This window comes from Pseudomonas sp. PA15(2017) (genome assembly GCF_001945395.1).
Taxonomy (GTDB): domain Bacteria; phylum Pseudomonadota; class Gammaproteobacteria; order Pseudomonadales; family Pseudomonadaceae; genus Aquipseudomonas.
This window is the reverse complement of the sequence record NZ_MSXV01000035.1, coordinates 16,858-29,111: the sequence shown is the minus strand read 5'-3', so window position 1 is coordinate 29,111 and position 12,254 is coordinate 16,858. Positions and strand designations below refer to the sequence as shown.

Sequence of the window (12,254 nt, the reverse complement as noted above, 5' to 3'; positions counted from 1 at the left end):
AAGAGCCTCCAACCAGCGCTACCGTTGGAGGCTCTTGGCAGCCGACAAGCCGACGCTTACAAGCCCAGCTCGGTCAGGCCTGGGTGATCATCCGGGCGGCGACCCAATGGCCAATGGAACTTGCGCTCGCTTTCCTTGATGGGCATGTCGTTGATGCAGGCAAAGCGGCGGTGCATCAGGCCATTGGCTTCGAACTCCCAGTTTTCGTTGCCGTAGGAGCGGAACCAGTTACCCGAGTCATCGTGCCATTCGTAGGCGTAGCGCACGGCGATGCGGTTGTCGGTGAAGGCCCAGAGTTCCTTGATCAGGCGATAATCCAGCTCTTTCTTCCATTTGCGGGTGAGAAAGCCCTTGGCCTCTTCGCGGTTGGTCACGAACTCCGCGCGGTTACGCCATTTGGTGTCCAGCGTGTAGGCGAGCGAGACCTTCTCCGCATCGCGGCTGTTCCAGCCATCTTCGGCGAGTCGAACTTTCTCGATCGCGGTTTCGCGGGTGAAAGGAGGAAGTGGCGGGCGAGTTTGGGCATCGGACATGGGAGTGCCTCCAGGCAACGTGGATAGATCGGTCGGGGTAGCGTCTTTGAAGCTCAGGCCCTCAGGGCGAGGCCTGTTTTAACAACAGCTGCGCAACGTCCCTTGCGCTGTCGGCGGCGCTGTAATCACCCATCACACGTGCCATGGTGATTGCGCCTTCGATCAATACCAGCAACTGCCTGGCCAATGCCTGCGGCTGCTCGATATCCAGTTGCTCGGTCAACTCGAGCGTATAAGCCAGCAACTTCTGTTTATGCAGTTTGGCGAGCTGACGGATGGGATCATTGGGGTTACCCACCTCCCCCGCCGTGTTGATGAACGCACACCCGCAGAAGCCCTCGGATTCGAACCAGCCCTTGAGCACGCTGAACATGCTCAGGATGCGAGCCTGAGGCGTAGCCGCCTTGTCGCACTCGGTCCTGAACCAGTACATCCAGCGGATATCGCGCGCTTTCAGCGCGGCTGCGGCCACTTCGTCCTTGGTCACGAAATAGCGATAAATGCTTTTCCGGGCGACGCCTGACGTTCTCACCAGAAGGTCCATGCCGGTGGCATGAATGCCGTTCTGGTAGATGAGCTGTTCGGCGGTATCCAGAATCTTCTCGCGGGTATCGGTCGTCGTCTTGTTCATGGACCCAAAGTAGAACGATCGTTCTCCCTCGTCAAGCAGTCGTTGAAAACCCTTTTCGGATCGCGAAAAACGCAGGGGACTCGCCATGGGAAAGAGGCGGCGCGCTTGCTTGAATGCTCTGCCGACAATCAGTGGCCACTGAAAAGCCGACGGCCGTTTTCACGCAGCAGCGACTCCGGGCCGGCTCGTTGCGATGGCGATCATTGCGGTGGAAACCGATTCCGACACCGGCCTGGTGCCGGCCATGCAGACGCCGAGACCGTTCGGCGTGGTCCTCACCGGGGCCCTCTTCGCCAGGCAGGTCATCCGCCTGACGATACCCGCCGTGACGCGGCCGGAAGAACGGGACAACCCAGCCTGGCAGGCACGACTCATCACCTGGCTCGACCTTGCGCTACGGTCGTTGGCCTAAGCACCTGTTCACGATCTTCATGCGCCTGAAGCGGCAACTACAGGGCAGAAGCGACCGTTCGCGTAACGCGTAGGAGGGGCTTTAGCCCCGAGCTTTTTATCAAGGCAGACAAAGAGCTCGCGGCTAAAGCCGCTCCTACAAAAGTGTTCTGCTCACCGACCGATACCGCCACTTAGCGGCCAAAATCGGCGAACCCGGGCCTCACGATCATGAACAGATTCTAAGGCGCCACGGCTTCGCGTGCCTCGTTCTAGGATTCGCCGCGCAGCTGAGCCAGGCTGGCCGCGAGCTCGCTCTTGCGAAACGGCTTGGTGAGCCGCGGCAGTTCCGGGTCCAGACCATCACGCTCGGCATAGCCGGATACCAGCAGAATGCCGATTCCAGGCCGGGAGGTGCGCACCACTCGAGCCAGGTCGGTACCGTTGATGCCCGGCATCAGGTGGTCGGTAACCAGCAGGTCGAAGGGTTCGCGGTTGGCCACCAGTTGCATGGCCTCCTCACCGGAAGCGGCCTCGATCACCCGATAGCCCAGTTCGGCCAGCATGTACGCCGTGCTGGCGCGTACCAGCTCCTCATCGTCGACCAGCAATGCGGTGCCGCGGCTCAGGCGCGGCTCCGAGGCCTCGACGATGCGCAGCGCCGCCGTGGGCTCGGCGGCGCTGCGCGGCAACCACAGCTCGACGCTGGTGCCCAGGCCTGGCGAACTCTGGATGGTCAGCGCGCCGTTCAACTGCGATGCCAGCCCGTGCACCATGGAAAGACCGAGCCCCGTGCCCTTGCCCACGCCCTTGGTGGAGAAGAACGGTTCCACCGCGCGGGCCAGCGTCGCCGCGTCCATGCCGGTACCGGTATCGGCGACGCACAGACACAAATAATGGTCAGCCGGAAGTTTGCAACGGTGGCTCTCATCGACTACCTCCAGGCTGACCGAGATCCGGATCGTCCCGCCCTCGAGCATGGCATCCCGGGCGTTCACCGAGAGGTTGAGCAGCGCCATTTCGAGCTGATTCTGGTCAGCGATGGCAGCGGGCAGATGCTCCGGCGCATCGACGACCACCCTGATCTGCGGGCCGGTGGTGCTGGCCAGCAGGTCGCCCATGTCGCCCACCAGCTTGGCCAGATCGACCGGCTCCGTCTGCAGCGGTTGCCGGCGCGCGAAGGCCAGCAGCCGCTGCACCAACGTCTTGGCACGCTCGGCCGATTGCATGGCACCGGAAATCAGCCGCTGCTCGCGCTCGCCACCCACACCGCGGCGCTGGAGCATGTCGAGGGTGCCGACGATGGGAGTGAGCAGGTTGTTGAAATCATGGGCGACGCCACCGGTGAGCTGCCCCATGGCTTACATCTTCTGGCTCTGGCGCAGCGCCTTCTGCACTTCCTCACGCTCGGCGATGGCCGCGGCGATGCGCCGCTCGAGGGTTTCGTTGAGCTCGCGCAACTCCTCTTCGGCAGCCTTGCGGGCGGTGATCTCGATGGCCGTGCCGGTCACGCGCAAGCATTTGCCGGCAGCATCGAACACACCTCGGCCCTTGGCCGCGATCCAGCGGACGACGCCGTCCTCGCGGCCGATGGTGCGATAGTCGACCTCATAGAGCGCACGGCGCTCGGGGTCGGCGGCGGCCACGAAGGCACTGATCGTCGCCTCGCGATCCTCGGGGTGCAGGCCATCATAGAAATCCTGCAGGGTGACGTGCACATGCGCCGAGATGCCGAACATCGCCTTGGTCTGCGACGGCCAGACCAGGGTGTTGTGAACGAAATCCACGTCCCAGAACCCCACATCGGCGTGATCGACCGCCAGGCGCGCCCGCGCCTCGCTGATACGAATCGCCGAATCCGCGCGGGTGCGGTGCACGATCAACCCGATGGTATGCACCGCGAAATCGATGATTTCGATGTCGGCCGGCAGTGGCTCGCGGCGTTCGCGGTGATACAACACGAACGCGCCGAGCACAGCGGCCTGCGCCGAACGGATAGGGACCGAACAGCAGGTTTGCAGCCCCTGTTCCACGGCCATGTTCCGCAGTTCGGCCAGCTCGGGTCGTTGCTGATGTCGGCCACCGCCGTGACCGCGCTCGGGGCAACGGCGATGCCGTTGACGGCGCCTTTGTAGGCGCAAGGCAGGCCTGGCCCTGCACAATGCTCCAGGCGCTTCCAAGCTTCATCGAGAAGCAGGATGCTGCCCATGAAACCAGACACCGATAGCCCGTCCACTTCGCGCACGATGGCATCCAGGGTGACGTTCAGCGGCGCTTCCTCTACCGCCAGTTCGAGAATACGTTTCTGCGCATTGCCGATGGCCACCTCGCGGTTGCGCGCCTGGGTCAGTCGCGCGTTCTCGATGGCGATGGTCGCCAGACGCGCCAGGCTTTCCAGGCGCTCGATCGTATCGGGATGATGATCGCGAACATCGGACCAGTAGGCGCCGAGCGCCGCACTCGGCACCGGCCGGCCTATGGGCACCATGACCAGGCTGCGCACGAAGGTGGTCGCGTAGGCTTGCTGGGGAATGCGTGGGTCGAGCCGAACGTCGCGGATCGTGGCGGTCTGCTGATTGTGCATCGACCAACCGGAAATACATTGCTCGGATGGGAAACTCTGGCCTTGCCAAAGCGGAGCGGCGGCATCCTCTGCCACGTAGGAGCAGCGCCCTGGCTTTCGACGATGATCGCCACACCCTCCGCGCCAACGCTGGCACGCGCGGTGTCCCGCAATATGGCGACGACCTCGTCGACCGAGGTGGCCCTGGCCAGGCGCTCACTGGCATCGAGCACATGAGCGAGGCAGTCATCGGCCATCAGATCCATCGGTACGGTAAGCAAATGGATCTCCCGACGGCTACGGAGCGTGGTCCGCAGTCTCGTTCAAATTGAAGGTGGGAAAGAGGTGTTGTGGCGCGACCTTCTCGTCTCAGTATGGTCGGTTTCAGTGTCTCAGAAAGGCAACCGTGAAGCATCAATGTGACGATACCGAGCGACGGACAGTAAGCGGCCTGAACAGGCGATTCGAGTACGCCTGACCGGTCAGGCCCCATACAGCGAGGTGCCAATGTTCAGCATTCGTGTAATGACCCTGGACGATTACGACGCCGTCATCGAACTGATGCGCATGACCCCAGGCATCTCCCTGCGCGACGCCGATTCGCGTGAAGCGACTTCGCGGTACCTGGAACGCAACCCCGAGATGAGCTTCGTGGCGCAGATCGACGGCGCCTTGTGCGGTTGCGTGATGTGCGGCCACGACGGACGCCGCGGGTATCTGCAGCACCTGCTGGTACTCCCGCAGTATCGGCGCCAGGGCATCGCCAATGGGCTGGTGGAGCGCGGCCTCGCTCGCCTCGAAGCACTGGGCATACAGAAATGCCATCTGGACGTTCTCAAGACCAACGAGGCAGCGGCCCGCTACTGGCAACGGCAGGGCTGGCAACTGCGAACCGATATCGACCGATACTCGTTCATCCGCTCGGGGAACCGGAACGCCTGAGCGAGCGCTGTGGCAGACGCACCGCCTTAAGGATGACCTCCGTCACTGACGGGAGGCGTTATTTCCAGGATTCGATCTCGGCCACCCTCGGCCACCCTCGGCAAGCAGGTAGGTCCCTTGCGGTGTACGGATGAGCATCTGTGGTGCCTTGAGGAAAGACAGGATGGTTTGCAGCCGGCCCTCGAAAACTGCCCATCGAAGCCCTCACCAGACGCTAGCTGGATAGGGCCATATATGTGACTATCCGCATATACGCATCTACACATATCATGACTTCACCGATGACACCTTCCGAACTCTTCAAATGCCTTGCCGATGACACCCGGGCCAGGGCCACCTTGTTGATCGCCGAGCACGGCGAGCTGTGCGTATGCGAATTGGTATGCGCCCTCGACGACAACCAGTCGAAGATCAGCCGTCACCTGGCGCAGCTTCGCAAAGCGAGTTTGCTGCTGGATCGGCGCCAAGGCCAATGGGTGTATTACCGGCTCAATCCCGACCTGCCGCAATGGATCGGCCGGGTGCTCGCCGCTACGGCGGCCGGTAATGCCAGCTGGCTGGATGAAAGTACCGCCCGCCTGAACGAAATGGTCGGCCGCCCCACGCGCGCCGCCACATGCTGCTGACCGTCCGGAGGAGCCCGACATGCTGATTGCCGCCGGGGTATTTGTCGTAACGCTGGTGCTCGTCATCTGGCAGCCGAAGGGGTTGGGTGTAGGCTGGAGCGCGAGCCTGGGCGCCATTCTGGCGCTTGCGGCGGGCGCCGTTTCCTTTCAGGACATTCCCACCGTATGGGCAGTGGTGTGGAATGCCACCGCGACCTTCATCGCAATAATCATCATCAGCCTTCTGCTGGACGAAGCGGGTTTCTTCGAGTGGGCTGCGTTGCACGTGGCCCGCTGGGCCGATGGCAGGGGCAGGCGTCTGTTCGCGTTCATCGTGCTGCTGGGCGCTGCGGTATCGGCCTTGTTCGCCAATGACGGCGCTGCACTGATCCTCACGATCGTCATTTCCCTGCTGGTAGCGCTGCGGTTTTCGGCAGGCGCTACCTTGGCATTCGTCATGGCGGCTGGCTTCATCGCCGATACCGCCAGCTTGCCGCTCGTGGTCTCGAACCTGGTCAACATCGTCTCGGCCGACTTCTTCCAGCTGGGTTTCTCCGAGTATGCAGCGATCATGGTGCCCGTCACCCTGGCCAGCGTGGCGGCGACATTGCTGGTGCTGTTTCTCTACTTCCGTGCCGACATTCCCGTTACCTTCTCGCCGACAACCCTGAGCGCTCCAGGCGATGCCATCCGCGACAAAGCCACCTTCATATTCGGCTGGTGGGTGCTGGGCCTGCTGCTCACGGGTTTGTTCGTTCTGGAGCCCATGGGCGTACCGGTCAGTGCCGTGGCCGCCCTCTGCGCGGCCATCCTTTTCGCCGTCGCGGCACGCGGGCACGTCATCTCGACGCGCCGCGTTCTGCGCGAAGCGCCCTGGCAGATCGTGGTGTTTTCCCTGGGCATGTATCTGGTGGTCTACGGCCTGAGCAATGCAGGCCTGACGGGCTACCTGACGAGCCTCCTCGACCGCCTGGCCGATCACGGCCTCTGGGCGGCGGCGCTGGGCACCGGGCTCATGTCGGCATTGCTGTCATCGGTCATGAACAACATGCCCAGCGTGCTCATCGGCGCGCTCACCATCGGTGCCAGCGACAGCAGTGGCGTCGTGCGCGAGGCAATGATCTACGCCAATGTGATCGGTTGTGACCTGGGGCCCAAGATAACCCCGATCGGAAGCCTGGCCACCCTGCTCTGGCTCCATGTCCTGCAGCGCAAAGGTATCCGCATCACCTGGGGGTACTACTTCAAGGTCGGTGCCCTGCTGACCTTTCCGGTTCTGTTCATCACCCTTTCGGCGCTGGCGCTACGCCTGAGCCTATGAAGACGGAAGCAAGCATGCGGGTACTCTTCATGTGTACGGCCAACAGCTGCCGAAGCATCCTTTCGGAAGCGATGTTCAATCATCTCGCGCCGTCGGGCTTCACGGCGGTCAGTGCAGGCAGCTTTCCAAAGGGAAAGGTTCTGCCGCGCAGCCTCACTACCCTCGCACGCGCAGGCATCCGCATCGAAGGACTGAGCAGCAAGGGGTGCGATGCCTTCGAGGCGAACCCACCGGATATCGTCATCACCGTCTGTGACAAGGCCAGCGGCGAGGCTTGCCCGGTCTATTTCGGAACGGCACTGAAGGCGCACTGTGGCCTGGAGGATCCGTCCGACGTGGTGGGTGATGAAGGCGTCGTCAGCGAGGCTTTCGCGGCCACGCTGGCTCGGATAGAGAAACGCTGCCGCGCTTTTCTCGATCTGCCGTTCGATGCGCTGGGTCGCGACGAGTTGCAGAACGAAATCGACCGTATCGGCAAACTTTGAAAAACGCAGCCGCCACGCTTGCCGACCCTCCCAGCCTGAACCCGCAATGGGCCGGGCCATTGCATCGCGGCAGTGACGATCACCCAGACAGACCAGAAATCCTCCCGCTTTACGGCTCCACCCGTGATGAGCGAGCTCGCTTGCGCCACGAGGCCCACGCCAATGATCGAGCGGCGCAAATTCGAAAGCTGAAAAAGATGGATACAAGCGCTGGTTGATGCACCTGGCGCAGCCACGTAACATTTACCGCTTGGCGTGTGCTGCGTGCGCCCGGGGGCTACCCCCCGAATACGGAGAACGATCAGTCGTTTTCCGTAAGGCTCCGAATACATGCAGCAGTCCCTTTTTACATGGCAACGCCCCGCTTCCCAGAAGCCTCACCGGGCACATCCTGCCAACCTGATTTCCATCACTTCCCGCACCTGGCCGCACTCCTGCCGCCCGGCGCTTCGCTGCGTCCGTCGTTCAGCCCAAGCCGCCTGTCCAGTGCCACGCAGCGCCCGCTTTCGCTCGTCAAAGGAGAACCCTGCATGACCCAATCGTCATCAACCCAAAGGCCATCGGCGCTCCAGCGCTTTCTGGCCAGTGAGGCAGCCGGTGGCGTACTGCTGATGCTCGCCGCCGCTGCGGCCATATTGGTGGCCAACAGCCCACTGGCGGGCACCTACTTCCATCTGCTGCACGCCGAAACCAGCCCGACGCTCAGCGAAAAGCTGGGCCCCATGACCCTGCACCTGTGGATCAACGATGGCCTGATGGCGATCTTCTTTCTGCTGGTGGGCCTGGAAATCAAGCGTGAGCTGGTCGATGGCCGGCTGTCGTCCTGGGAGCAACGACGCTTGCCAGCCCTGCCCGCGTTGATGGGCATGGCGGTGCCGGCGCTTATCTACCTGGCAGTGACCCGTGGTGATCCGCTGCTGGCCAACGGCTGGGCCATTCCGGCTGCCACCGATATCGCCTTCGCCGTGGGCGCGCTGGCCTTGCTGGGCCGGCATGCGCCGCTGTCGCTCAAGCTGATGCTGGTGTCGGTGGCGATCATCGACGACATGGGCGCCGTGGCCATCATCGCGATCTTCTACACCTCGTCGATCAACGTCGTCGCGTTGCTGGCCGCCGCACTGGTGATCGGCGTGTTGCTGGTGCTCAACCGCAAGCGCGTGATGGTGCTCTGGCCCTACCTGATCGGCGTGGCGCTGCTGTGGTACCTCACGTTGCTCTCTGGCGTACATGCCACCATCGCCGGGGTCGTGGGCGCATTTCTCATCCCCTACATCCCCTCGCCGGGCGAGCCGGATGCGGCCCACTCGCCCTTGCACCGCCTGGAACACGGGATCGCACCCTGGGTGGGCTTTCTCATCGTGCCGGCCTTCGGCTTCGCCAACGCGGGGGTTTCCTTCGCCGGCCTGTCGCTGACGGATGTACTGGCGCCGTTGCCGCTGGGCATCGCCGCCGGCCTGTTCCTCGGCAAGCAGCTCGGGGTTTTCGGCGGCGTACTGCTGGCGGTGAAATCCGGGCTGGCGGCGAAACCGCGGGGCTGCACCTGGCTGCAGATCTACGCGGTGTCGATGCTGTGCGGCATCGGCTTCACCATGAGCCTGTTCATCAGCGGCCTGGCCTTTCCGGACCACCCGGCGTCTGTCGAAGAATCGAAGATCGGCATCCTGCTCGGCTCACTGCTTTCGGCCATCGTCGCGTGCCTGATTCTGCGCTTCGCACCGGAAGCGCGGGATCAGCACCAGGAAGAACGGGCGCAAGAACGCGAGGTTGCGCAGGACGGAGACATCGCCCGCTTCTGAAGCGAGCCATTACCATGGGCGTCTTGGCCAAGACGCCCATGGCTGTCAGGCGATGCTCGCAGCGACGAGCCCCCGAACACTTCGAGCCACGAGCAGTTGGCCAACGACCTCGGCATGGCGCTGAACTTGGCCTCCTGGGAACGCCTTCCGCCAGGTTGCCCCGGCAGAAGTGGCCGGCTAGAAGAGGCTCAGCGTATAGCTGACGATCAGCCGGTTCTCGTCGATGTCGGTACGGTAGTTGGAGCGCGCGGTGACGTTGCGCCAACGCAGGCCCACGCCCCTGAACATTCCGCTTTGCACCACGTAGGCCAGATCCAGGTCGCGCTCCCAGTCCTTGCCTTCGAAGCCGCGGCCAGTGTCCACGCTGTCACCCGTCACATAGCGCAGGGTGCTGGTCAGGCCGGGGATGCCGAGTGCGGCGAAGTCGTAGTCGTGGCGAACCTGCCAGGAACGCTCGCCGGGCGCGGAGAATTCGTAGGTGGGCAAGGTGTTGCCCATAGGGTTGGTATTGGCGCCCACCTGGATGAAACCGTCGTCGCCGTCGATACGCTGATGCCCGATGTAGAAGGTATGCCCGCCATGCTTGGCCGACAGCAGCGCATAGGTCGACTGGTTGTCCAGTTTGCCGGCGATGCTGCGCCCCTCGTCGCGGGTGTCGAAGTAGCCGAAATTCGCCCCCAGAATCCAGTCGCCGAGGGGCTCGACATGCTTGAAGCTGTAGAAGCGCTGGGCATAAATGTCCTCCAGCTGGGCCTGCCAGATGCCGACGCTGGTGCGCTTGTCATTGAAGACGTAATCGGCGCCCAGGTAGTTGAACCGGTCGCTGGTGAAGCGGGCGATGCGCGCCGGATTGATGGGATCGTTGATCAGCCCGTACAGGTCCTGGCGATCGGTGGAGTCGCGCAGGCTGGTGGAGCGCATCTGCCCGGCCTGCAGGGTCAGCCCCTGAATTTCATTGGAAACCAGGGCGGCGCCCTGATAGGTCGGCGGCAACAGGCGCAAATCGCTGTGCACCAGCACCGGCAGATGGGGCCGCAACTCGCCGACCTTCAGCTCGGTCTCTGACAGTTTGACCTTGAACGCCGCACCCAGGCGCCCGTATTCGTCGGCCGCGCGGCCATCGTGCACCGGCAACAGCCCGCTGCTGGTATGGCCGCGGCCGCTGTCGAGCTTGATGCCGTACAGGCCCAGCACATCCACCCCGAAACCCAGCGGCCCCTGGGTGTAGCCGGAGCGAAAATCGAAGATGAAGCCTTGCGCCCACTCCTGGGTACGGGACTGCGGGTTGCTGCCCACGATGCCGGAGTAGTCGCGGCTGAAGAAGTAATTACGCAGTTGCAGGTCGGCGTGAGAGCCCTCGATGAAGCCGCCCTCCTCGGCCTGGGCAGAAAAACTCAAACCAGCTGCCAGGCAGCTACCGAACACACGACGCAGATAGATCATGTCGATTCCCCAAAACACGGGCACGAATGCGCCCCGCCAGCAATGAACGTGGCGAACGAATGAATGAAAGGTGTAAAGGCCAGAGCGTGAGGATTCACGCCCTGGCAGCGCCAGGAGGAGTTTCCGGCTAGCGGTTGACCAGCTTGGCTGGCAGGGCGATCACCAGCAGGCAGCTGAGGATCAGGCAGCCGGCGAAGAACCACAGCGCCGCGTGGCTGGTGCCGGTCAGGTCGGTAACCAGGCCCATCAGCGAGTTGCTCACCAGGCCGGCGATGTTGGCCACCGAGCAGGCCAGGGCGAAGCCGGTCGCCGCTGCCGTGCCCTTGAGGAAGGTCGCCGGCAGGCTGAAGAACACCGGCACGGCGCCGATGATGGCTGCCGAGGCGATGGCGAACAGCGTCACGGTCATCACCAAGTTATGGCTGAACAGCGTGCTGCTGGCCATGGCGGCGGCGCCGACGATGAAGGGCACGATGATGTGCCAGCGCCTTTCGCGATGCCGGTCCGAGCTGGCGCCGATCAGCAGCATGCCGGCCAGCGCCGCCAGGCTGGGGATGGCGGTCAGCAAGCCGATGTGAAAGGTGTCGGTCACCCCGGTATTGCGGATGAAGGTCGGCATCCAGAAGCCCATGGCGTAAGCGCTGAGCAGGATGGAAAAATCGATGCCGCCGAGCATCCACACCTTGAGGTTGAAGAAGCCGTCGCGAAAGCTGTGCTTGCTGTCCTTGCCTTCCGCATCATCGGCCGCCAGGTCGCTGGCCAGTTGCGCCTTTTCCTCGGCACTGAGCCACTTCGCCTGGTTGAAGTGATTGGGCAATGCCCAGAAGGTGAGGATGCCGAGCAGCACGCTGGGAATCGCCTCGAGCAGGAACAGCCACTGCCAGCCACGCAGGCCGTTGACCTGGTCGAAGTGGTTCATGATCCAGCCGGAAATCGGCCCGCCGATCACGCTGGAAAGCGGCAGGCCGATCATGAACAAGGCGATGATGCGCCCGCGTCGGTAGGTTGGGTACCAGGTGGTCAGGTAATACAGCACGCCCGGCAGGAAGCCGGCCTCCGCCGCGCCGAGCAGGAAACGGATGATGTAGAACTCGGTGGTGGTGGTGACGAACATGGTGCAGGCCGACAGCAGGCCCCAGGTGATCATGATGCGGGCGATCCACACCTTGGCGCCGACCTTCTCCAGCACCAGATTGCTGGGCACCTCGAAGAGGATGTAGCCGACGAAGAACAATCCGGCGCCGAGGCCATAGGCCGCCTCGCTGAATTGCAGGTCGCTGAGCATCTGCAGCTTGGCGAAGCCGACGTTGATGCGGTCCAGATAGGCGGCGAGGTAGCAGAAGCACAGAAACGGAATGAGCTTCCAGGTCACTTTGCGGTACAGCTCGTTCGAGCTGTCGGCAGCACTGCCCATGGCGGTGCTGGTAGCGGGTACGTAAGGCATTGCGTGTCTCCTGGCGGTGACTTGTGATTTTTGTTGAAGCCAGCAGTCGTCGACGCGTTGAGCGTCGCAACGGCGACTTCCCAAGGCAGCGTCAGTGCCAT

At 63.0% G+C, this 12,254-nt stretch carries 13 protein-coding genes; 6 read left to right on the top strand and 7 right to left on the bottom strand.

Annotation, left to right across the window (positions count from 1 at the left end; genetic code table 11):
- Nucleotides 1-56 precede the first annotated feature (56 nt).
- On the bottom strand, nucleotides 57-533 hold the full coding sequence (locus BVH03_RS11395; protein WP_075961263.1) for a nuclear transport factor 2 family protein: 477 nt from the start codon (nucleotides 531-533) through the stop codon (nucleotides 57-59).
- Between the two features lie 61 nt (nucleotides 534-594).
- Nucleotides 595-1,164: a TetR/AcrR family transcriptional regulator gene (locus BVH03_RS11390; protein WP_075961262.1), complete on the bottom strand. Its 570-nt coding sequence runs from the start codon at nucleotides 1,162-1,164 to the stop codon at nucleotides 595-597.
- A gap of 193 nt (nucleotides 1,165-1,357) precedes the next feature.
- Between BVH03_RS11390 and BVH03_RS26845 the strand changes: the two genes are divergently transcribed.
- Nucleotides 1,358-1,576, top strand: a complete 219-nt coding sequence (locus BVH03_RS26845; RefSeq protein WP_371915351.1) for a hypothetical protein — start codon at nucleotides 1,358-1,360, stop codon at nucleotides 1,574-1,576.
- 250 nt (nucleotides 1,577-1,826) lie between these two features.
- Here the strand turns inward: BVH03_RS26845 and BVH03_RS26840 are convergent, their stop codons facing one another.
- The 3 genes from BVH03_RS26840 to BVH03_RS26830 are packed head-to-tail and all read right to left on the bottom strand — an operon-like array spanning nucleotide 1,827 to nucleotide 4,057.
- Nucleotides 1,827-2,912, bottom strand: a complete 1,086-nt coding sequence (locus BVH03_RS26840) for an ATP-binding protein (RefSeq protein ID WP_256574685.1) — start codon at nucleotides 2,910-2,912, stop codon at nucleotides 1,827-1,829.
- A gap of 3 nt (nucleotides 2,913-2,915) precedes the next feature.
- A complete protein-coding gene (locus BVH03_RS26835) occupies nucleotides 2,916-3,452 on the bottom strand; it encodes a PAS domain-containing protein (protein WP_256574683.1) in 537 nt (178 codons plus the stop codon).
- Entirely contained in the window at nucleotides 3,434-4,057 is a 624-nt protein-coding gene (locus BVH03_RS26830) for a hypothetical protein (RefSeq protein WP_256574682.1), read from the bottom strand. The genes BVH03_RS26835 and BVH03_RS26830 overlap by 19 nt, the downstream gene beginning before the upstream one ends.
- A 567-nt stretch (nucleotides 4,058-4,624) precedes the next feature.
- On the opposite strand from BVH03_RS26830, the gene BVH03_RS11370 reads away from it, so the two are divergent.
- The 5 genes from BVH03_RS11370 to nhaA all read left to right on the top strand — a co-directional run bounded on the left by BVH03_RS11370 (nucleotide 4,625) and on the right by nhaA (nucleotide 9,266).
- Nucleotides 4,625-5,059, top strand: a complete 435-nt coding sequence (locus tag BVH03_RS11370; RefSeq protein WP_075961260.1) for a GNAT family N-acetyltransferase — start codon at nucleotides 4,625-4,627, stop codon at nucleotides 5,057-5,059.
- 281 nt (nucleotides 5,060-5,340) lie between these two features.
- Complete coding sequence (locus BVH03_RS11365) at nucleotides 5,341-5,685, top strand: metalloregulator ArsR/SmtB family transcription factor (protein ID WP_256574681.1); 345 nt, start codon at nucleotides 5,341-5,343, stop codon at nucleotides 5,683-5,685.
- 19 nt (nucleotides 5,686-5,704) lie between these two features.
- Complete coding sequence (locus tag BVH03_RS11360; RefSeq protein ID WP_075961258.1) at nucleotides 5,705-6,985, top strand: arsenic transporter; 1,281 nt, start codon at nucleotides 5,705-5,707, stop codon at nucleotides 6,983-6,985.
- 14 nt (nucleotides 6,986-6,999) lie between these two features.
- A complete protein-coding gene (locus tag BVH03_RS11355) occupies nucleotides 7,000-7,470 on the top strand; it encodes an arsenate reductase ArsC (RefSeq protein ID WP_075961257.1) in 471 nt (156 codons plus the stop codon).
- Nucleotides 7,471-8,000: 530 nt separating this feature from the next.
- Complete coding sequence (gene nhaA / locus BVH03_RS11350) at nucleotides 8,001-9,266, top strand: Na+/H+ antiporter NhaA (protein WP_075961256.1); 1,266 nt, start codon at nucleotides 8,001-8,003, stop codon at nucleotides 9,264-9,266.
- Between the two features lie 177 nt (nucleotides 9,267-9,443).
- On the opposite strand, the gene BVH03_RS11345 is transcribed toward nhaA, so the two are convergent.
- Both BVH03_RS11345 and BVH03_RS11340 read right to left on the bottom strand, forming a co-directional pair.
- Nucleotides 9,444-10,709 (bottom strand): OprD family porin, encoded by a 1,266-nt coding sequence (locus BVH03_RS11345; protein WP_075961255.1) that lies wholly within the window; start codon nucleotides 10,707-10,709, stop codon nucleotides 9,444-9,446.
- Between the two features lie 127 nt (nucleotides 10,710-10,836).
- Nucleotides 10,837-12,153 carry an MFS transporter gene (locus BVH03_RS11340; RefSeq protein ID WP_051415061.1) on the bottom strand — a complete coding sequence of 439 codons (1,317 nt, stop codon included), beginning with the start codon at nucleotides 12,151-12,153 and terminating at the stop codon, nucleotides 10,837-10,839.
- Nucleotides 12,154-12,254: the final 101 nt, after the last annotated feature.